This is a genomic window from Levilactobacillus enshiensis, from assembly GCF_007115095.1.
In the GTDB taxonomy this organism is placed as follows: Bacteria; Bacillota; Bacilli; order Lactobacillales; family Lactobacillaceae; genus Levilactobacillus; species Levilactobacillus enshiensis.
This window is the reverse complement of record NZ_SULH01000003.1, coordinates 149361-170792: the sequence shown is the minus strand read 5'-3', so window position 1 is coordinate 170792 and position 21432 is coordinate 149361. Positions and strand designations below refer to the sequence as shown.

The following is a 21432-nucleotide window of genomic DNA, read 5'->3' as shown; positions in this document are numbered from 1 at the left end:
GAGGAAAACTTTTGAAAGCAGAAATTTCATGGCTGGATGATCCGCAGACTTTTCGGGTCAACCAGTTACCAGCGCATAGCGATCACCGCGGTTACGCGACGATTGACGAGGCGGTGGCCAAGCAAAGTAGTTTGGTCCAAAGTCTCGATGGTTCCTGGGAATTTTCTTTTGCGAAGGATCCCCAACACCGACCAATCGGATTTTACCAGCCCGATTATGACCGTTCTGGCTTTGATCGATTGACCGTTCCGGGTCACATTGAACTCGCCGGTTATGGCCAGATTCAATACATTAACACGACTTATCCGTGGGAAGGCAAGCACTACCGCCGTCCGGCCTACAGCATGGGGGCCGACCGTCCCGAAAAGGGCATGTTCAGCACGGATCCCGAGAACACCGTTGGGGCCTACGTCAAACACTTCACACTAGCGCCCGCACTACAAAATAAACGGGTCAGCGTCGAGTTTGACGGGGTCGAACAGGCGATGTATCTTTGGCTGAACGGGCAGTTTGTGGGGTACGCTGAGGATAGTTTCAGTCGCTCCGAATTTGACCTGACACCATACTTACAAACCGGCGACAACGTTCTGGCCGTTGAGGTCTTCAAGCACAGCACGGCCGCCTACCTCGAAGATCAGGACATGTTCCGCTTCTCCGGCATCTTCCGCAGCGTCCGTTTAGTGGCCAAGCCCGCACTCCACGTGGAGGACATGACGATTCGTGCCGGCGTCGACGACCAGTTTGTGACCGGCGACTTGCGGGTCAATTTAAAATTATCCGCTGCTGATAATCTGGCAGGAGCCGTCAACGTGAGCCTCTTGAACGATACTGGCGAGGCCATCTGGACGACCGAAAGTGAAGTCGCTGACACGCTAGATCTGACTGCGACCATCAACCACGTTCACCTCTGGAATCATCACGATCCTTACCTCTACCAACTCCAAGTCGAGTTGCGCGACGCCACGGGTAACCTGGTTGAAGTGGTGCCTTACCAGGTTGGGTTCCGTCGCTTTGAAATGAAGAATAAGGTCATGGAACTCAATGGTCAACGGCTGATTCTAAACGGGGTCAACCGGCACGAATGGGACGCCCACCGCGGCCGTGCCGTAACGCAAGCCGACATGGATTACGACCAACAGATTTTCAAGGAAAATCACATCAATGCGGTGAGGACTTGCCACTATCCGGACCAGGATGAATGGTACCACCTGTGTGACCGCAACGGGATCTACATGATGGCGGAGAATAACCTGGAAACCCACGGCACTTGGCAGAAGATGGGTGCCGTTGAGCCCTCCTACAATGTGCCAGGAAGCCTGCCACAATGGCAATTGGCCGTACTTGATCGGGCCAAGAGCAACTACGAAATGTTTAAGAACCATCCGGCCGTTTTGATTTGGTCGCTGGGCAACGAATCCTATGCTGGCGATGACATTGCGGCCATGGACAAGTACTACCACAACGTCGATCCTACGCGGCTGACCCACTACGAGGGTGTTTGCCGTAACCGGGACTATGCGGATCGCATCTCCGACATGGAAAGCATGATGTACGATCATCCAGACGCCATCGAGGACTACTTGACGCATGATCCGGCCAAGCCATTTGTGAACTGTGAGTACATGCACGACATGGGCAATTCCCTGGGTGGCATGAACAGTTATACCGACTTAATCGATAAGTATCCGATGTACCAGGGTGGCTTTATCTGGGACTACATTGACCAAGCGCTCTGGGTCAAGGATGAGGTCACTGGTCAACCCGTTCTCCGCTATGGTGGGGACTTCGATGACCGGCACGCCAACTACGAATTCTCCGGCGACGGTCTGCTCTTTGCCGACCGGACACCGAAGCCAGCACTACAGGAGGTGGACTACTACTATGGCCAACACGACTAAATTAAACGTAATTTATGGCGATGAGACCTTGGGACTGAGCGGTCCCGGTTTCCATTACATCTTTGCTTACGACCGGCGCGGTTTGGAATCACTGGTCCAATACGGTAAGGAGTGGCTGTACCGGACACCGAACCCGGCATTTTGGCGGGCAACGACCGACAATGACCGCGGCAACGGCTTTTCTACGACCTCCGCACAGTGGTTGGGCGCCGACCTATTCAGTGCCTGCACGCAAATCGACGTGGCGGTTGACGGCCAACCGATTCAGCTGCCGATTGCGCCAGTCAACAACCAGTATTCTGATCACGAAACGGCAGATACGGTCGCGGTGAAATTCACCTATACGACCACTACGACGCCAGCGACCACGGCAACGGTTGAATACGTCGTCGATGGTACCGGTAAGATCGTGGTTAACGTCCACTATAAGGGAGCGACTGCCTTGCCGGAACTCCCTGCGTTTGGCTTGCGTTTGGTCATGCCAACGGCGGCCACGGGGTTTGACTACCAGGGCCTCTCGGGTGAAACGTATCCCGACCGGCAAGCTGGTGGTCGTCCTGGAACCTACCACGTTGACGGGTTACCTGTAACGCCGTACATGGTCCCGCAGGAATGTGGGATGCACATGAAGAATGACTGGGTCAAAGTGACGCGGGCCACGACGCTCAATAACGCCGATCCCGACCACCAGCCATTCAGCCTGACGATTCGCCAGACGGGACATCCATTTGCCTTCAGTTGCTTGCCCTACACGCCAGAAGAGTTGGAAAGTGCCACGCATATTGAGGAATTGCCACCAGTTCGGCGGACGGTACTGACCATCTTTGGTGCCGTTCGTGGTGTCGGTGGCATCGACAGTTGGGGTGCCGACGTTGAACCACAATACCATATCGCGGGCGACATCGACCACGACTTTAGCTTTGAAATTGCGGGAATTCAATCATAAAACAAGTTCGTGAGAGGGGCCTGACAGGCGCGTTTGTCGTCTGATCAGGTCCTTTTTGTTTTGCTATTAGTGAAAATAGATTTGGACAAATAACATCCTATATTGTCTAAGTGGTCAATCGATGCTATCCTATTTCTATAGGAGTTGAACAGGATGATTGACCAAAAAGAACTAACCGCAAAGCTACACCATGTAATTTTAATTAAGGGGTTTCAAACCGTTTCGATGAGCAAGTTGGCGGCGGCCGTTAACGTCAGCCGGGCCAGTCTCTACTTATATTTTAAAAGTAAGGACGAAATCGTCCAAGCGGTAGTGGCACGTCACCTCCAGTTCATAGCTGAACACCCTGTGCCGCGGCCATTTGCACCGGCAACGTTTCTACCAATTTGGTTGGATTCCTTGTTGTTAATGGGGTCGACGACAGAGACGTTTACCACGGAATTGAAAAGAGCTTATCCGGCGTTGTATCAGCAGTTGACCGGTGCCCACCGGGTCTATTTCGCACAGCTGGAGGTCTACATTGACCAGGCCCAACAGGTGGAATTTATTGACCCAGCGTTGCCCGCCGATTACGTGTTGTTCCAAGCAGAGGCGCTGGTGCAAACAGTACTTCAGCGGGTGCAGGCCCACCAGTTAACGTTAGATCGCGCGGAAACGTATTTGGTGGCGACCTTGCATTTACAACTGTGGGGATTGTTAACGCCAGCTGGCTGGGAGCAGATTGACACGACGCATCTTGAAAGCTTCAAAGCCACGATTCTCCGGGAGTTTCGGGCGACGTATGCGTTGATTGCTTAGAGGGAGCTTGAACCAAATATATATGTAATTAACGAGGGCTTTTTTTGAGAATAAAATTCTTGAAAAACTAATTTTAAGAAATATATGATATAATACTTGTATGGAAAAGATAGTATTTCAGTCTTATAAGCGTCCAAATGGACATGATGAATTTGTAGAGTGGATTAAAGGATTACCAAAGAAGGACAGGGCAAAGCTATTACAAACGATTGCTGAGATTGAAAGCAATGGTTTACTCCCAGCACAGAGATTACAATGGGTTAAAAAAGTGGATTTTAATTTGTATGAACTAAGGAGTAAAGTTGGGTCAAATATTCAGCGTGCGCTATATTTCCATGTTGTACGTGGCCAATATGTGATTACCCATGGATTTACTAAGAAGACACAGAAGACACCAGAACATGAGTTACAACATGCTAAGAAGTTAAGAAAGGAGTGGCTTGAAAATCATGAAAATTGATGATTTAATTCAAGAGGAATTAAAAGATCCTGAATTTGCGGCAGCTTATCGTGATGAAGGAGAGCTTTTAGATACAGCAATGACGCTCTACCATGCTAGAGAATCGGCCGGGTTAACACAGGCTGAGCTAGCAGAGCGTGCGGCAACAACGCAGGCAACCATTGCACGAATTGAGCGCGGTGACAATGTTTCCTTTGCTAAATATGCGCAAATTGCTCATGCTTTAGGCAAACGGTTGAGAGTTACTTTCGAATAGGAATAGTCGAATTTTTTATCATAATAATCCCCCACGTTTTCGGCAACGTGGGGGATTTGTTTTTTTAAAATTTAAGTCAGCAGTATTAACCCCTTAGTTCCCCGTGAAGCCGCCACGTAACGGCGATTATTACCGAACTGCGCGTCCTGATAAAAGTCAGCCTGCCAGTCGGTAACCACGGCAAAGTCGAATTCCAAGCCCTTCGCTACAGTCAGGGGCAGCACGTTAAGTCCGGGGCGGACAGTTTGGGTGCTATCACTAGTAATCACCTGGGCGTCCGGCAACTGTTTCGCGAGTTCCGCCGCAGCCGCTTGAGAAGGCGTGAGGATGCCAATACTCTGACCGACCGTAGCTGGGAGGGCCGCGAGTACGCGGTTCAAGTCAGCCTGTTTCAAGACCTGGGGTGTCGTTCCCGCGGCTTGCACGGCTTGGATAGTTGTTTGCCAATCACCGGCGAACTGGGCAAAGAAGCGCGTGATCTCACCGGTCGCCCGGTAGCTGGTGGTGAGGTGGAGGACGGTCGTTTTGGCCGATTCAAAGTAGTCAGGGATAGTGACGGCCTGGCCGGTTAATCGTTGGCGATGGTCACCAACAATAGTGAGCGCGGCGTTGTGATAGAGGGCAGTCAGAAATAGCCAAGTATCCGCGGCATAGTCCTGGGCCTCGTCGACGAAGAGCGCGGCGGTCGCCGTTTGCTGGTAGGCGGTGAACCGAAGCAGCAGGTACAGTTGATCGTAGGTCGTCAGTGTCGCCAGTCCCAGTTGTTGCGCCAGTGTTGGCCAATCGAGCCACTGACTGACATCGTCCGGCAGGCGGTCGACGGCTTGAAGCCAGCGCCAGGCGCGTTGCATGCGGGTTAGTAGGGAATCGTGTGCATTGGACTGGGCGTAGGCCGCCGCAGTGAGTCCGGCTGGTGTTTCGGTGAATGGCGCTTGCATGATTTTAGCTAATTCGGTGAGATGATTGCCGTTGGTAGTTGAGATGGCTAGGCCAAATTGGCGGCCCCAAGCCTGAACTAAATTGCCGTAGGTCGTACTGAGGGGCTCGGCCTCACCCAGCGCCGGTAATACACCGCGAATGTAGCGGCTAAAAGCGACGTTGGGCGTGAGAATCAAGATATCGGCGGGCGTCCAACTGTCACGGTGCCGGTACAATTGGTAGGCGACGCGCTGAAGCAGCACGGATGTCTTGCCACTGCCCGCCACCCCGTCAACGATTACGGTCGGTTGACTATTTTCGCGGATAATCGCGTTTTGTTCCTGCTGAATGGTGGCCGTGATTTCCTGGAGGCCACCGCTGCGATTGCTAGCGAGCACGTCGAGGAGGAGGGGGTCGCCGATGGCCGCATCGGTGTCGATGACTTGTTGCAGGTCAGCGTGGTCAATGATAAATTGTTGCCGCGCGACGACGGTGATGGGGATGGTGCGACCGTTGGCTTGGTAAGTGGTGGCCCCTGTCCGGTTGGCATAGTAGGCATCGGCGACGGGGGCCCGCCAATCATAAATTAAATCGTTGGCCGCTTCATCGGTATAGCCAACTTTGCCGAGATAGAGGGCCTCGGCGTCGCCATCACCAAAATCAAGTTGGAGTTTGGCAAAGTAAGCTTGGGGTAACAGCAATTGGGCGTGTGCTAGCCGGGTCACGGCGGTATCGTGACGGGCATTTAACGTGTCAATCTGGCGGTTGTTAGCCTCGATACTGGCATAAGTCTCTAACTGATCGCTAAAGGTTCCCAGGTCGAGGTGACCTTCGCTATTCAACTGTTGTTTCATGGCCCGCGCTGTCTGACTGAGTGCAGCTAATTGCGCCGTGAGCCGGTCAATATCGCCGGTTAGGCGCTGATAGATCACCTGCAAATGGTGTGCCTCTGATTCTGACATCCAATCACCTCCGAGCACCTAGTTTACGCGCTTCAGTGGGAATGACTAGTCTGTTTTTGCTGGTAGCGGCATGGTATAACAAATATGAGGAAAGGGGCGTCATCAGAATCGGTTGTCCCTTAGTCCGCGTTTTAACCTAGTAGGCGTAACACTATAAAACAACTATTAATAACAAAAACACGTCTTAACTTTAATTAGTTAACACGTGTTTTTTAATTCCTAAATCTTGAAGTCTCGCAAAAGCTGTTGTCGTTTCGCCAACGATTTCTTCTCAACCTGCGCAACGTTGTGCCATTTAAAATGCCACAGTCGCGTTTTTAGAAACGTTCCGCGAAACAACAGCTTGGCGAGTGGGGCGCCGAACAACAGGCGGTAGGCCAGGTTGGGCGTGCTCATGGTTGTGATGATGTCGACCTTTGGCTGCTTGGTCAGTTTAGTTTGCATGGTGTCAGCCTGGTACAGTTGGCCCTTGGCGTAGACTTTGTCGAGAAACCCCTTGGTCATGGCTGGCATGACTTCCCACCAGACGGGGAACATGAAGATGATGCGGTCGGCCGCGAGCAGGCGTTGCTGATAGTCGGCGACTTGCGGATCGGTGGCTTGGCCGCGGCGCCAATTGCTCAGGTCGGCCGCGGACATGACCGGATTGAAACCATCCGCGTGTAGGTCGATCAGGTCGATAGCGTTATTTTCGTGACGTAGTTGGGTCATGACGCGTTGGAGTAAGGCGGCTAGAAAAGAACGGTGGTGGGGAACGTTGTTGCCGGCGGTTGCGGTATAGGGGTGATCAAAAATAATGACTGTTTTCATGGTTAAGACCTCGTTTTTAGTTGATAATGAGAGTATAAATGAGGCGTAAATATACGGCATTAACATATGTTAACGCGGTCAGTGAAAGGGGGAGCAAGCACATGGAAATACCCGCATACTTAGCACAAAAGTTCCCAACAATCGGTGCCCATTGGCCAGAACTACAGGCCTTGTTCGTTGCCAAAAAAGTCCTCACCGGCACGACGCTACTAGCGGAAGGCGATGTGGCAACTGAAATTTTCATCGTCACACAAGGGGGCCTGCGACTCTGGCACAACAGTGATGGCAAAGATATCACCCTACAATTTTTCTTTGAAAATCAACTGGTTTCTTCCTTTGAAAGCTTTTATTTGGGCCAGCCCAGTGGCTTCTCGATTGAGAGCTTTGAAGACACCCAGGTGTTGGCTTTGAGTAAGGCCGCCTTTGACCAGATTCAGCGGAAATATCCCACGATTCAGCCGGCAATCACCCGGTTTGTTTGCGAACGGTTCATCGCCTACCGCAACATTTTCTTTGACCAGCTCCAGTATTCGCCGGTTGAGCGCTACCAGCAGTTGGCGGCTGATGATCCGGAAATTTTGGCACGAGTGCCGCTACATCTGGTGGCATCTTACTTGGGGATGACGCCGGTGTCGTTGAGCCGGATTCGGACGCGGTTGAAGGAACAGTAGTTTTTGTGAGCGTGACACCAACAACGATTCGATGATGATCTTCGTAAAGAGTTGAACAAGCGATTGGCAGATGTTGGGATTAGTTTAAACACGTGTATGACAATGGCTGTAAAGCAGTTTATCATTCAGAACCGACTTCCGTTTGAAATCATTACGCCTAAAGAAAATGAAGCAATGGCGGCTGATGATGCGGTGGCCCTGGACCACTTGCTGGCGCCCGAATTTACGCTGACTCACATGACGGGATACGTTCAGCCACGAGCGGAGTGGTTGCGAGAGTTGCGGTTAGGCACGATGCACTACTTTTCCGCAGTTGAGGATCACGTTGAAATGGTAGCCACTGCTACTGGTTGGCACATAGTGGGGCAGAATCGGGTGACCGCCAGTATTCACGGTGGTGGTAAGCATGTTTGGCCACTGAATACGGTCCTAGTTGTTGAACGACTCGATGGTCGCTGGCAGATTATGAGTGTGGTGGCCACAATGTACTAAAAAGCAGGTGTTCCTTTCTCTTGTTATGAGAAGGGGTCACCTGTTTTTGTGTAAATTGGAAGTTAAGACTTAGTTATTTATAAAAACCTCGTTTGGATAAGTCCAGTTATATTCCAGAGATTCGTCACGGAGGTTAATCCAAATTTTGGAGCTATTTGGAAATTTGAGAGCGATGTAGAAAAAAATAGCAACAGAAATACCAAATAGAAGTTTTCGTTTAATATTTATCAAGTGAATAGACGGATTCTTGTGTGATATTTTTGCTTAAATATTATAATTCCGAATTAGCCAATTTTACACTCACAAAAAGTGTTACTACGTGAACAGCCATGCTTAAGTTGAATTAATTTAGGAAGATACGTATCGAAATCGCTAGCAACCAAGCCGTAAAACGGCCGTCTTTCAATCGTTTAATTGACGATGGGTCAACTGTAGCCCCGTTACAAAGGTGAGCAGGACTAGTCCGGCTAAAACCAACCCAACCGGGAGCCAGCTCCCCCAACCATCGTGTAGTCGCCCCAACATGACTGGCCCCACTGCCGCCAGTAAATAGCCTAATGATTGGGCAACGGCGGAACGGTTGGCGATAACAGTAACGTGTGGGCTACTGGTTGCAATTAGGTTGAGGGCCAGAGTGAAAATTAGAGACGATGTGAAGCCCAATAGGCTGGCGGACAGCCACCAACCCATACCGGACCAGAGAAGACTGAGACCGCCCAATACGTAACCGCCGAGCACTCCCCAAAGCAGCCGGCGTCGGTTGGTCATTAGGTTCAAGACCAATGCAGCGGGAATGCCGACCAGTTGAAAGACGGCCAGTAAGTTACCAGCTAATACGGGTGTGGCGCCCAAAGTCCGAAAAATTGTGGGAAGCCAGGCAGTCAGACTGTAAAATGTCAGGGATTGTAGGCCCATAAATAGTGTGAGCCGCCGGGCATCAGCATCATAGCGCAGTGTTTTCCAAAGTCCCGTTTGCTGCGTTGTATTTGCCGTAACGGACCGGGAAAAACTGTGCCGGGGCAGCCGGAGTAAAACGAGGAGTGCTAAACCAGCTGGCAGGGCAAAGCCGCGAAGAACCAATTGCCACCCCCAGTGTGCAGCCAACGGAATAGCGACAGCAGTTCCCAACGCGGCGACAACGTTCATCGTAACAGCGTAGGCGCTAGTCAGCCGGGTCACACCGGCCGTGGTCGTTTGGGCGATCATGGTGGGGATGAGGACATTTAGCACGGCAATGGCGAGGCCAATGAGAACTGTGCCAGCCAGGAGAGTCGCCGTTGTGGCCGGACGTAGGAGGTTAGCGACCAGTAAGAGGCCGTTGGCGCTCCAGAGCAAGGGGACGATGCCTAACGTTCGAATCAATCGTGGCGTGAGAATGGCCCCGATTGCAAAGCAGAGCAGGGGCAAGGTGACCAGTAATGCCGTCAGCGCGCTGTCCACGCGTAGCGACCGTTGGATGGCTGAAAATAGCGGGGTGACAGCGGTGACGGCTAGCCGCAGATTCATGGCAGTGACGAGGATAATCAGAATTTTGATGTTTTTGAACATAAAAAAGAACACTCCTTAGGCTATTCCAGCCTAGTAGAAGTGTTCTAACTAGTAACATGACGGGTGGAGACCCGCTTTCGGAAGTTTTGTTGTGGTTAGTATACCGGAAAAAATAGAAAATTGGAAGCCGCATTTTTAAATAGTGACGAGATGTTTGCTCATTAAACGAAAATTTAATCCAAGACCAAGCTAGCCGGCAAGTCCCGGTAAGCCGGCGTCCATTTCATGTCCGTATGGCATACTTACAGCAATCCAACTAAAACGCGTTGATGACTTTAATAAGGCTTGGAAGCTATCCCACCTAAAACCATTTTTTAAATACTTCATAAAATCACTTAAAGAACCAGTCATCACGAAAGGCACAGACTTGAACCCCCTTGTAATTACGCCTACAGTACATGTACTCGTGGATGGCGTTTGTGACGAAATCGGAGACCAGCGAATTGTAGCTGGGAACCTCGCCGAGATGATGCTTGATGAGCTTTTTAGGTACTGGAGAGCGTTGCTCTGATTATAAGGGTTCCGCTCAGTAGGTACATTGAAAAAATTCAAGGCACAACGAGCGGAAAGGGGCTTTATAAATGAAGAGCTTATCTCCAAAATATAATGCTGCTGAGGTTGAGAAAGATCGATATGATAAATGGCTTGCTCAAGGTGTCTTCATGCCCAGTGGTGATAAGCAGGCTGCCCCTTATGCCATCGTTTTACCACCACCAAATGTTACCGGGAAGCTACATCTAGGTCATGCCTGGGACACAACTTTACAGGACATGCTTATTCGGCAAAAACGGATGCAGGGCTTTGATACGCTCTGGATTCCGGGAATGGACCACGCCGGGATCGCCACACAAGCGAAGGTCGAAGCACGACTACGCGAACAGGGCATTACCCGTTACGACTTGGGGCGGGAAAAATTCGTTGATAAGGTTTGGGCATGGAAAGACGACTACGCCGCCACTATCCACCAGCAATGGGCCAAGCTGGGGTTGTCTATGGACTACTCCCGTGAACGGTTTACCTTGGATCAAGGCTTATCTGATGCAGTGAAAAAGGTCTTCGTCGCACTGTACAAGAGAGGCTTGATTTATCGTGGCGAGTATATTATCAACTGGGATCCCCAAGCACGAACGGCGCTTTCTGACATCGAAGTTATTCACCAGGACGACAAAGGGGCGTTTTACCACGTGAAATACCCGTTTGCTGATTCAGAGGATACGTTTAACGGCAAGCACTATATTGAAATCGCCACGACGCGTCCTGAAACCATGATGGGGGATACCGCCGTTGCCGTTAATCCGGATGATGATCGGTACAAGAACTTAGTCGGCAAGAAGGTTATTCTGCCCTTAGCCAATCGTGAGATTCCCATCATCGCCGACCAATACGTTGACATCAACTTTGGGACCGGAATGGTTAAGATAACGCCGGCTCATGACCCGAACGACTTCTTAGTGGGTAACCGACACCACCTCGAACGGATCAATACGATGAACGAGGATGCATCGATGAACGAAAAGGCCGGTAAGTATGCTGGTATGGATCGGTTTGACGCCCGGAAGGCTATGGTTGCCGATTTGGATGAACAGGGCCTATTGCTTAAAGTTGTGCCAATTGTCCATTCAGTTGGTCATTCTGAACGGACTGGAGTTCAAGTCGAAGCCCGCCTATCAACCCAATGGTTTGTGAAGATGAAGCCGCTTGCCGAAGCCGCTATCAAGAACCAAGCGGGTGATGATGCAGTCAATTTCGTGCCGGAACGGTTTGAACACACCTTTATACAATGGATGGAGAATGTCCATGACTGGGTTATTTCTCGTCAACTCTGGTGGGGGCACCAGATTCCAGCCTGGTACAACGAACAGACTGGCGAAGTCTACGTCAATGAGGAAGCGCCTAAGGATATTGAAAATTGGGAACAAGATCCGGATGTTTTGGATACTTGGTTCTCTAGTGCCTTGTGGCCATTTTCAACGATGGGGTGGCCAGATATTGATGCCCTGGACTATAAGCGTTATTTCCCAATAAGTACGTTGGTTACCGGTTATGATATTATTCCATTCTGGGTTTCCCGGATGATTTTCCAAAGCCTTGAATTTACTGGGAAGCGGCCCTTTAAACATGCATTTATTCATGGATTGATGCGGGACGAAGAAGGTCGCAAGATGAGCAAATCACTTGGCAACGGGATCGATCCAATGGATGTTATCGACAAGTACGGGGCCGATGCCTTACGTTGGTTCCTGTCTACTGGTTCAACGGCGGGCCAAGACGTCCGGTTCAACTATGACAAAATGGATGCCGCTTGGAACTTTATCAATAAAATCTGGAACGCTAGTCGCTTTGTCATTATGAATCTGGATGAAAACACGAAGCCCGTAGTGCCAGTAGCGAATCAGTGGGACCTGACCGACAAGTGGATTTTAAGCCGCTTGAACGATACCGTTAAGCACGTAACAGAAATGTTTGACAAGTTCGACTTCGGTGAAGCCGGACGGGCACTTTATAACTTTATCTGGAACGACTTCTGTGATTGGTACATCGAAATGAGTAAGGAAGTCTTGACGGGTGACGATGTAGCTGCTAAAGCCAACAAGCAGGATGTGTTGGCTTATGTCTTGGACCAAACCCTACGGTTGTTGCAACCGACGATCCCATTTGTGACGGAAGCTATCTGGCAAGCGATGCCACATGACGGGCAATCTTTGGTCACAGCGGCTTACCCAGTCGATCATCCAGAATTTGATAACCCCACTGCCGAGGATGAGATGACGAGTCTGATTGGCTTGATCAAGGCAGTTCGAAATATTCGAGCCACGGCGAATGCACCAATGTCTACGCCAATCGACCTGCAGATTAAGACGAGTGACACACAACTGCGCAGCGTCTTTGAAAATAATCGTGACTATATTGAGCGGTTCGTTCACCCCAAGAGCTTGGAAATTGGTGCTGACTTGATTGCGCCTAAGTTAGCCATGACGGGCGTCATTACCGGTGCTGAAGTCTCTGTGCCGTTGGCTGAACTGGTTGACTTACATGATGAAGCTAAGCGCTTGAACAAGGGAATTGACAAGTACACGGCTGAAGTCAATCGGGTGAAGAAAAAGATAGGTAATAAGAAATTCTTGGATAATGCGCCAGAAAGCGTTGTGCAGGAAGCGTATACGAAGTTGAAAAATTATAGCGCTCAAGTAGCCAAGTTAAAGCAGCGTCTTGTGCAAATATCCGCAGCAAAATAGGAGTGAGCTAGTGTTAACTTCGAAGAACTTTTACTGAAGCAGGCTTCTTTAAACCAGCAATTCCAGGAAAATCATAGTGGAAAGGTTAGCTCCTCAATTGGAACGAGTGTGCTGGTCTACAGCTGCTGAGTCGTTCAGTCAGTCTATTGATTTTGGAGTCGGTTTAAGCTGTCAACCCTGATAGTTAGGTCGCTGATAATTACAAAAACGTCTTATTCCCCTGACAGTGAGTGCTCGGGAAATAGGACGTTTTTTAATAATGGGACCTAGTGGAGTAGATATAGATAGTTGTTGCTTCAATGTGAAACAAGATTGAAAAGCATCACCGTCGCAGCGACAATATTTGAAATTAAAGTTTAGTGTTCCAAAGTTAAGTGATTTTTGATGGTTCGGTAAATGCTGTCGTAATCCAACTTGCGGTCTTCAAGTTGGGCGACATCCAGAGCGAAGGTTGCTAATTCAGTGTCAGTAAAGGTAATCCAATAGCCATTTAAATCAGCCATCGTCCAAAGGGCGGCAATAGCGGTCCGCTTATTACCATCAGCAAAGGGATGCAAATTGATGATTTTGATGAAAACGATTCCCAGTTTACTCTCCAGGTTAGGGTAGGCTTCAGTTTGAAAGAAAGCCTGTTTAGGAAGCTGCTCGATGGATGATAGACCAGCTGCGTTCCGAATCGTCGTTGCTTGATGAGCAGACAATAGGACATTAGCGTTCAAAGCAATCAGTTCTTCAGCAGACAAATAGCGCATTATTCGTCACTCTTTCGCAAAATTTCTAAGGCGCCACGATATTCTTTAAGTCCCTTTTCCATGCTAGCCATGAATGCGGGATCAAGACTTGGTTTTTTAGAAACAGAAAAGCCATTGGCAGTCGGCTGAATTTCAACTTCGACGCCACTAGTGAGCTCTAATTGTTTAGCGACTTCAGCCGGGATTGTGACACCGATGGAACTGCCCACATTAATGACCTTTCGTAAAATAGGTTGTTTTTTTTCTTGCATTTCACTCACCTCATAGATAGATGTTTCTAATATTATAATATTAGAATGCTTGATTAGCTAATCTTTCGCTCAAAAAAGCGTCACCGCCTCAGCAGCAACGCTTAAATTGAATTAAATTTAGTTCAAGACCAAAGCTTGAAAGTTCCAAAGTACGGCTCATGCTGGTTCTACCAACAATAGTGGGACTAAATCTAGGCAACTTGGTGGTTACGTCACCTTACCGGCCGGCAGATATGAGCTGGATCGGTGCGAACACAACTTGAAGCCTCGTAAATCACGAGTCTACAAGGTTGGTTTTCTACTAAGCCAGTAAGAAGTGCACTTACTGACTAAGTAGAACGACGCGCCTGAGCTCATATCTGCCGACCTCTCGGCTTACATTGTGCTTTTGGACGACTTTTATAATAACCGTAACGGTTGTTATCAGTCGAATTCAAAAAATGCCAGGTAGCTGTGGTTTACCGCCACTGTCGTGATAAAACACCGTCAGCGCCGGCGGAATCCCTGGCAGCCGTAGTGCGCCCAATTTAGGCTAATTTAGCGGTGCGACTGCTGACCCATACTGAGATGAGACCTGAATTTTATCTTTCAACCTTTAATCTAAGACCAAGCTAGCCGGCAGGTCCCGGTAAGCCGGCGTCCATTTCATGTCCGCAACGGCTTGCTTGGCATCAGCAATCGGTTCCTTGTTTAATTGTTGATCGACCACACTTTGGGCGACAACTTCAGCCAATTTCTGAGAGAATTCGGTAATCTGTGATACGGGTGGCAACACGGCGGCGCCCGGTTGGGCCGTGTCGACGATACCGCCGAGAGCGTGGCAAGCAGCCGATAACGTCTCACCATTTAAGACCTTGGCCTTGGCAGCAATCAAGCCGAAGCCTAGGCCGGGATACATGAGCGCGTTGTTGCCTTGGCCAATGTGGTAGGTCGTGCCCTTGTAAGTGACATCTTCGGCAGGAATCCCCGTAGCAACCAAAGCCCGGCCATCGGTCCATTTGATGAGGTCTTCCGCCGAAGCTTCGGCCAGTTTCGTTGGATTAGACAGGGGGAAGATGATCGGTCGTTCCGTGTGCGCCGCCATGTCCTTGACGATGTCTTCAGTAAAGGTTCCGGGTTGGGTGGAGGTCCCAATCAAGACGGTCGGGTGCACAGTCTTGACCACGGCGGCTAGCGTGGTCAGGTCATCGGCGTTGGCGAATTCACTGCGGTCGCGGGTGAATTCCTGCTGAGCGGCAGTTAAGTCAGGAGTGTCGTTGAAGAGCAACCCCTGTTTGTCGACGGCGTAGAAGTGCTTGCGGGCTTCGTCCTCGGAGAGCCCAGCACGCTTGAGTTCATCTAGGATTTGGTTGGCGATACCCATGCCAGCGGTCCCGGCACCGAACGTGACAAACTTTTGGTCCTTAATGCTTTCCTTGGAAATGTTGAGGGCGCCCAGGATACCGGCCAAGACGACCATCCCAGTCCCTTGAATATCATCGTTAAACGTGGCGATGTTAGCCTTGTACTTGTCGAGAATGACCTGAGCGTTGGCGCGTCCGAAGTCCTCCCAGTGTAGGAGTGATTCTGGAAATAGCTTCTGTTCTGCGGTTACGAATTGGTCGATGACATCATAGTAGCGGTCACCGGTGATGCGCTTGTGGTGATTGCCCAAGTAGAGTGGGTCATCTAGAAGCGCTTGGTTGTTGGTGCCGGCGTCAATGCTGACGGGCAGCACTTGGGCGGGGTCGATGCCAGTTGCGGCGGTGTAGACCATCAGCTTACCAACGGCAATATCGACACCGTTGACGCCCCAGTCACCGATTCCTAAGATTCCTTCAGCGTCGGTGACGACGACCAGGCGAATGTCCCGGCCGGCCGCGGCGTTTTTCAAGGACGCTTCGATATTGTCGGGATCATCGACGGACAGGAAGGCGGCATTTTGCGGGTCGGTGAAGAGGTGGCTGTACTGTTCAATGGAATCGGCCACCGTCGGGTCGTAAACGATCGGCATGAATTCGACCACGTGATCGGCCATCAACCGGAAGAAGAGGGTGCGGTTTTCGTTGAAGAGGGTCATCAGGAAGAGCCGTTTTTCCAAGTGCGTGGACTTGCTTTGAAATTGCGCGTAGGCTTGCGTGGCCTGTTCGGCTAACGTTTGCACGTGGCTGGGGAGTGTCCCCACCAGACCTAAGGCTGAGCGTTCGGCTGTGGTGAAGGCCGTTCCTTTGTTCAAAAAGGGGTTATTTAAAATGGAATTAGCTGTTGTCAATGTGAATTCCTCCGTTCATTTATTTACTTTACAGGGAATACTATAGTGGGTGAAATATGTTATAGTCAAATGTAACGGTGACTATAAAAATAATTTATATCCCAGCAAGGATCGTTGAATTGAAGGGGGATTAGACGTGAACATCAATGATTTGAATTATTTTAACCAACTAATTAAGCGCAAAAACTTTTCCAAAGTGGCTACGGATTTCGGCGTGACGCAGCCGACGATTACCATGGCCATTAAACGGCTGGAACAGGAATTCAACGCGACCCTCTTCTTACGGGATCGGGTGCACAATGAACTGATCGTGACGCCGAGTGGGGAACAACTGGCCGTGCACGCGCAAACCATTTTGAATGCGCTCCAGTTGGCCCATCAGGAACTGAACCACTTGACGGACCAGCACATGGTCTTGGGCCTGCCGCCAATCATTGAGAATCATTACTTTCCCAAGGTCGCCGCACAACTCCAGCAACAGGGTATCTTGGAAAATATTCAGACGTTGGTGGGTGGTTCGGTCTGGTTGCGCAATGCGTTGCGTGATGGACAGGCGGACGTGGCGCTACTGGGGTCCACGGAACCGTTGGCGTATCAGACGTTGGTCGCGGAGGAGTTTGACCGCCAACCATTTCGGATCTTCGTGTCGCGGCAGCATCCGTTGGCCGGCCGCAAGCGCATCTACTTTAGTGAGCTTAAACGAGAGCAGTTTGTTCTATTTAATAGTAGTTTTGTCCATAATACGGCGTTTAATCAGCTGACGCGTCGTAATCATTTCCGCCCGGACGTGGTTTTTCGCGCGAACGACACGCAAGTCATCATGAACCTCGTTGCGGAAAGTGTCGGGGTGACCTTCCTGACCGGCATTGTGGATCAACACCGCGCTGACGTGGTTCCGTTGGCGCTGTTGGACGATGAGCAGCCGATGTTCATTTCGAGCATCGTGACCCGGACCTCGCACGTCCTGACACCAATGCAGCAGCGCGTGATTCAGGTGTTGCGGGCGACATTGGAAGCGTGAGCTGGCTTATTTAAGTTGAAATTTCTGATTTTCATCAAGGATAGTTAACAGCGCCTATGAATTTGCCGTTTTTATTAAGCATAATTGATAAAGTTCGTTAATTTATGGATTTCTTCAAGTATACTTGAAGAAAAAGTGAGATTTGAGGTGACTAGCATGGTTGTTCGTCAGCTTTACTTGGATCGGTTGAAAAAATATCAGGATACAGAATTCGTCAAGGTCATTACAGGTGTTCGCCGATCTGGGAAAACTTTTGTTCTGCGGATGTTTCGCGATTTTCTTAAAGAGAGTGGCATTAGGGATGAACAAATTATTTTCATCAACTTTGAATCCATGAAGTATCAGAACTTGTTGACGAAAGAAGCCCTGTACCAGTACGTGACTGACCGCGTTGTTCCGAACCAAAAGATGTATCTGTTTTTTGATGAGGTTCAGCGAGTATCCGGTTGGGAAGATGCCATCAATAGTTTTCGGGTTGATTTTGACGCAGATATCTACGTGTCAGGGTCCAATGCCTCTCTACTTTCTGGCGAGCTGGCGACCTTGTTGACGGGACGGATGGTTGAGATTCCAATTTATCCTTTATCCTTTAAGGAATTTTTGCAATTCACGCAGAATTCTAAGCCGCTTGAGCTGGCTTTTAACGATTACATTACAGAAGGCGGCTTTCCCGCAGGCGCACTAGTTGCAGATGCTGAGGTGAAACGTAGCGTCCTTGATGGCATTTATAGTTCAATTCTGCTTCGTGACGTGAACGAACGCGCGGAAATCAGAAATGATGCTTTGCTGACACAGGTTGCAACGTACATGCTAAGTGAAATTGGCAATCCGATTTCTGGTAATAAAATTGCTGGTGTTTTGAAAAATGAAGGTTGGAAGATTAATCCGACCTCTACGTTGCGCTACATGAATTTACTCTGTGATGCATTTATTTTTTATCCGGCTAAGCGATATGATTTGCGGGGCAAGAATTACTTGCGATCAACAGCTAAATACTACGCGGTTGATACGGGATTACGTAATGTAACGTTGAATCGTAATTATCATGACAACTTTGGCCATCAGATTGAGAACGTTGTCTACTTAGAGTTACTGCGGCGAGGATACCGTGTTGATGTGGGCAAATACGATGATCAAGAAATTGATTTTGTTGCGAAGCGGGGGAGTGAAGTCGCCTATTACCAAGTGACGATGCAGTTGCCAATTAAGGATAATCGAGAAATTGGTAATTTTCAGGAATTGGCCGACAATTATCCTAAGACACTGATTACGCCCAATCGGATGGATGTGGGCGAAGTGGACGGCATACCAATTGTCCATATCGTAGATTGGCTATTGGCGTAATATCGCGTAATTTGTTTATCCTCCGATTGCCAGGAATTTCGCTTGTGGTGGGGAGTCTGAATCGAACGTATAAAAGCCCAACAGATTAGGAAATGAATTCCTAGTTTGCTGGGCTCTTTTATTTGAAATCTAAAGATTGAGAGCTGAACTTCGGGTCTCAACCCAGTATTGGTCAGTATTCGTGCCATTAAGTTAGGCTAAATTGAGCGCATTACGGTTGCAGCGTAATCACCTTAGTTGCCACGTCGTCAATAAACTGTTGGTCGTGCTCAACGACCAGGAGTGTTGGCTGGGCCTGTTGAATCAGGGTCGTCAGCTGTTCTTGATTGAAAACGTCCAGGTAATTGAGGGGTTCATCCCAGATAAACAGGTTTGCCGGGGTTGCGAGTGACTGGGCAAGTTCAACCTTTTTCTGTTGGCCCATGCTCATTTGCTCGATGGGAGTGGCGAAAACGTCGCGTGGCAATCCGAGCTTTTTGAGGTTATTCAGGAGCGCGTTGCGGTCGAGATGGTGAGCGTTGGCAAAGGCCGTCAACGACCCGCGGTTATCCGGCGACAATTGGCGCGAGACGCTCAACGACAACTGTGGCTTCAGCGCGGCCGTGCCGGTATGTTCACCGGTAAAGGTGCCACGGAGATAGTGAATCAGCGAAGACTTGCCACAGCCGTTGGGACCGATAATGGCGATGCGGTCGCCCTGTTCGAGATCAAACGAGACTGGCTGGAAGAGCTGCCGGTCGCCGTACCACAGGGAAAAGTCAGCCACGTGGAGGAGGGGGTGATAGTGGGTCGGTACTGGCGTCATGGCGAGAGGCGCCACGTGTTCGATATTTTGCCGTAAACCCTCGGTCTCCTTGAGCTTGCGGTCCCGTCGCCGTTCGACATTTTTCGCCCGCTTCATCATCTTAGCGGGAAGGGTGCTACTGCCGGCGGCCTGCCACCCACTATTTTTCTCGTGAGGATTGCCGTGCTGATAATTCTCAGTGACCTGCGCCCAGTGGGTGATGTCCACGGCAATGCTTTTGAGGCGGTCGGCTTCCTTCTTTAACTTGGCATCTTTTTCCGCTTCAAAGGCATCCCGCCGTTTTTTCTGGTCCTCGTAAATGGCAAAGTTGCCGTGATATAGAATCACTTGTTTCCGCTCGATGGCCAGCGTGTGGTCGGTCACTTGATTCAGGAAATGGCGGTCGTGGCTGACCACGATAAAGCCCTGCTGTTTGCTCTGTAAGTAAGTGGCAACGCGTTTTCGGCTGGGGAGGTCCAGATGATTCGTGGGTTCGTCAATGAGCGGGTAGGCTTGGTCATCGGCAAATAAAATGGCAAGTAGTGCCTTGGTCTGTTCACCTCCGGATAAGGTGGCGAAGGGCTGGGTCAAGCGTTCGGGGTCTAAGTCCAGCTGGCGCAATTCACGTTCTAACTGCCAGTCGGCAACTGGTGAGATGGCCTGGAGGACGGCCGCGGCGGTCTGCTGCGGATCGGTGACGGTCGCCGGGAAGTAGACGTATTTTTGCTTGCCGGTAATTGTTCCCTGGTAGGGTAAGTTTCCCAGCAAGAGGTTGAAGAGGGTGGTCTTGCCGCGACCGTTGCGGCCGACCAATCCCAGCTTCCAGTGTGATTCGAGATCTAAATCGACGTGATCAAAGAGTAAGCTGACGTTCGTGTCGAAGCCGAAGGTCAGGTGGTGTAATCCAATTTTTGGCATATCGTGGGACTCCCATTCTTAGTTGACTCAGGTTCTGCAGTAATGGGGTGTTCAGTGATTGGATCTTCACATTGATCGCATTCTTTCTTAAGGGATTGGGAGCCGGATATTCTAGGCGTTATTTAATAAACGGACTTTCAGTGGTGTTAGATTAGCTCCTTAAAGGGTATTCTAGATTAAAATTTGATTAAAATCAATCAAAACTCCCAACTTTAATTATTATGATATTAATCAAATGAAGGAAGTTGACAGTTGATTCTCAGAAATTTTGACCGAGGTTACCGGGAACCCTTTAGTTTTCATGAAAAATTTGTTATGCTAGCAGGATATATTTTTGAAAACTCAGGCACCACTCGGAGTAGGCTTGAGGGAAAGTGAGTTGTCATGTCAGCAATGTATTTACGGGGGCTGCTGTTGAGCTTGGCCCTGGTATCCTCAATTGGGATGCAAAACCTATTTGTCTTTAACAACGCCATCAACCAGCCTTTGAAGCGTGCCTGGCCCGTCACCATTATGGTCTGGTTTGCCGATACGGCGCTAACGTTGGCAGCGTTCTTCGGGATGGGGGCGATCATTAGCTCTCACGAAATGTTCAAGTTGGTGATCATGTTCTTGGGTGGCCTGCTGGTGATTTGGATTGGGTTTGGTATCTTGCGGTCCGCCGCGAGTTTTAAGTTGGAGAGTTCCAACACGCCACTGCCTATGAAGAAGTCGCTGGTCAATGCCTGGGTCGTGACTTGGGCGAACCCGCAAGCCATTATTGATACGAGTTTAATGTTCGGGGCCATGCGCGGGTCGCTGAGTGACAGTGAAGTCACGCCCTTTATCACCGGGGTCGTGTCTGCCACGGCCATCTGGTTCTTCGGCATCACGTTGATCCTGGGTCTGCTAAAGGAACGGTTGCCACAAAAGTTCTTGATGTGGGTCAACATCGTCTCCGGCGGTATCGTGATGGCTTACGGGTGCTACCTGCTGTACCAAGCGTTGATGATGGTAATTTAAATTGGCTGTACTGGGCTGGTCTGAAACTGGGGCCAGTCTTTTTTCGTGGCATCATTAAACTAAATAAAAAATGAGGACTTAATTGCGGAGTTAAGTAGGAGGAGAAGGCTAATA

Annotated in this window: 19 protein-coding genes; 11 read left to right on the top strand and 8 right to left on the bottom strand. The window is 49.8% G+C overall.

The features are described from left to right. The first annotated feature begins 11 nt into the window (after positions 1-11). The 5 genes from FAY32_RS04630 to FAY32_RS04610 all read left to right on the top strand — a co-directional run bounded on the left by FAY32_RS04630 (position 12) and on the right by FAY32_RS04610 (position 4358). Entirely contained in the window at positions 12-1898 is a 1887-nt protein-coding gene (locus FAY32_RS04630) for a glycoside hydrolase family 2 TIM barrel-domain containing protein (RefSeq protein WP_143462294.1), read from the top strand. Beyond that, the gene (locus FAY32_RS04625) at positions 1882-2844 is read left to right on the top strand and encodes a beta-galactosidase small subunit (protein ID WP_143462293.1); all 963 of its coding nucleotides are present in this window, start codon (positions 1882-1884) and stop codon (positions 2842-2844) included. The genes FAY32_RS04630 and FAY32_RS04625 overlap by 17 nt, the downstream gene beginning before the upstream one ends. Positions 2845-2997: 153 nt before the next feature. After that, positions 2998-3642 (top strand): TetR/AcrR family transcriptional regulator, encoded by a 645-nt coding sequence (locus FAY32_RS04620; RefSeq protein ID WP_143462292.1) that lies wholly within the window; start codon positions 2998-3000, stop codon positions 3640-3642. A 100-nt stretch (positions 3643-3742) separates the two neighbouring features. Beyond that, positions 3743-4102 carry a type II toxin-antitoxin system RelE/ParE family toxin gene (locus tag FAY32_RS04615; protein WP_143462291.1) on the top strand — a complete coding sequence of 120 codons (360 nt, stop codon included), beginning with the start codon at positions 3743-3745 and terminating at the stop codon, positions 4100-4102. After that, positions 4092-4358, top strand: coding sequence for a helix-turn-helix domain-containing protein (locus tag FAY32_RS04610; RefSeq protein WP_143462290.1), 267 nt, complete (start codon positions 4092-4094; stop codon positions 4356-4358). The genes FAY32_RS04615 and FAY32_RS04610 overlap by 11 nt, the downstream gene beginning before the upstream one ends. A gap of 71 nt (positions 4359-4429) precedes the next feature. On the opposite strand, the gene FAY32_RS04605 is transcribed toward FAY32_RS04610, so the two are convergent. Together FAY32_RS04605 and FAY32_RS04600 are read right to left on the bottom strand one after the other, a co-directional pair. Further along, entirely contained in the window at positions 4430-6238 is a 1809-nt protein-coding gene (locus tag FAY32_RS04605) for a UvrD-helicase domain-containing protein (RefSeq protein ID WP_143462289.1), read from the bottom strand. 219 nt (positions 6239-6457) lie between these two features. Then, entirely contained in the window at positions 6458-7048 is a 591-nt protein-coding gene (locus tag FAY32_RS04600) for an NAD(P)H-dependent oxidoreductase (protein WP_143462288.1), read from the bottom strand. A gap of 101 nt (positions 7049-7149) precedes the next feature. Here FAY32_RS04600 and FAY32_RS04595 point away from each other — a divergent pair, with 101 nt between their 5' ends. Both FAY32_RS04595 and FAY32_RS04590 read left to right on the top strand, forming a co-directional pair. Then, positions 7150-7719, top strand: a complete 570-nt coding sequence (locus tag FAY32_RS04595) for a Crp/Fnr family transcriptional regulator (RefSeq protein WP_158727538.1) — start codon at positions 7150-7152, stop codon at positions 7717-7719. A gap of 102 nt (positions 7720-7821) precedes the next feature. After that, the gene (locus tag FAY32_RS04590) at positions 7822-8211 is read left to right on the top strand and encodes a nuclear transport factor 2 family protein (protein WP_158727537.1); all 390 of its coding nucleotides are present in this window, start codon (positions 7822-7824) and stop codon (positions 8209-8211) included. A gap of 402 nt (positions 8212-8613) precedes the next feature. Here FAY32_RS04590 and FAY32_RS04585 read toward each other — a convergent pair whose 3' ends face one another. Together FAY32_RS04585 and FAY32_RS14585 are read right to left on the bottom strand one after the other, a co-directional pair. Continuing rightward, positions 8614-9759 carry an MFS transporter gene (locus FAY32_RS04585; RefSeq protein ID WP_143462285.1) on the bottom strand — a complete coding sequence of 382 codons (1146 nt, stop codon included), beginning with the start codon at positions 9757-9759 and terminating at the stop codon, positions 8614-8616. A gap of 189 nt (positions 9760-9948) precedes the next feature. Continuing rightward, on the bottom strand, positions 9949-10122 hold the full coding sequence (locus tag FAY32_RS14585; protein ID WP_158727536.1) for a hypothetical protein: 174 nt from the start codon (positions 10120-10122) through the stop codon (positions 9949-9951). Positions 10123-10340: 218 nt separating this feature from the next. Between FAY32_RS14585 and FAY32_RS04580 the strand changes: the two genes are divergently transcribed. Beyond that, on the top strand, positions 10341-12995 hold the full coding sequence (locus FAY32_RS04580; protein ID WP_143462284.1) for a valine--tRNA ligase: 2655 nt from the start codon (positions 10341-10343) through the stop codon (positions 12993-12995). Positions 12996-13351: 356 nt separating this feature from the next. Here the strand turns inward: FAY32_RS04580 and FAY32_RS04575 are convergent, their stop codons facing one another. The 3 genes from FAY32_RS04575 to FAY32_RS04565 all read right to left on the bottom strand — a co-directional run bounded on the left by FAY32_RS04575 (position 13352) and on the right by FAY32_RS04565 (position 16249). Further along, on the bottom strand, positions 13352-13747 hold the full coding sequence (locus tag FAY32_RS04575) for a type II toxin-antitoxin system death-on-curing family toxin (protein WP_143462283.1): 396 nt from the start codon (positions 13745-13747) through the stop codon (positions 13352-13354). Further along, positions 13747-13998, bottom strand: a complete 252-nt coding sequence (locus FAY32_RS04570) for an AbrB/MazE/SpoVT family DNA-binding domain-containing protein (RefSeq protein WP_143462282.1) — start codon at positions 13996-13998, stop codon at positions 13747-13749. The genes FAY32_RS04575 and FAY32_RS04570 overlap by 1 nt, the downstream gene beginning before the upstream one ends. 595 nt (positions 13999-14593) lie before the next feature. Next, the gene (locus FAY32_RS04565) at positions 14594-16249 is read right to left on the bottom strand and encodes a malolactic enzyme (RefSeq protein ID WP_143462281.1); all 1656 of its coding nucleotides are present in this window, start codon (positions 16247-16249) and stop codon (positions 14594-14596) included. A 136-nt stretch (positions 16250-16385) separates the two neighbouring features. Here FAY32_RS04565 and FAY32_RS04560 point away from each other — a divergent pair, with 136 nt between their 5' ends. Both FAY32_RS04560 and FAY32_RS04555 read left to right on the top strand, forming a co-directional pair. Beyond that, a complete protein-coding gene (locus FAY32_RS04560) occupies positions 16386-17270 on the top strand; it encodes a LysR family transcriptional regulator (protein WP_143462280.1) in 885 nt (294 codons plus the stop codon). A 156-nt stretch (positions 17271-17426) separates the two neighbouring features. Further along, complete coding sequence (locus tag FAY32_RS04555) at positions 17427-18614, top strand: ATP-binding protein (protein ID WP_143462279.1); 1188 nt, start codon at positions 17427-17429, stop codon at positions 18612-18614. 211 nt (positions 18615-18825) lie between these two features. On the opposite strand, the gene abc-f is transcribed toward FAY32_RS04555, so the two are convergent. Next, positions 18826-20316, bottom strand: a complete 1491-nt coding sequence (gene abc-f, locus FAY32_RS04550; RefSeq protein ID WP_143462278.1) for a ribosomal protection-like ABC-F family protein — start codon at positions 20314-20316, stop codon at positions 18826-18828. A gap of 384 nt (positions 20317-20700) precedes the next feature. Here abc-f and FAY32_RS04545 point away from each other — a divergent pair, with 384 nt between their 5' ends. Continuing rightward, on the top strand, positions 20701-21318 hold the full coding sequence (locus FAY32_RS04545) for a LysE/ArgO family amino acid transporter (protein ID WP_143462277.1): 618 nt from the start codon (positions 20701-20703) through the stop codon (positions 21316-21318). Positions 21319-21432 lie beyond the last annotated feature (114 nt).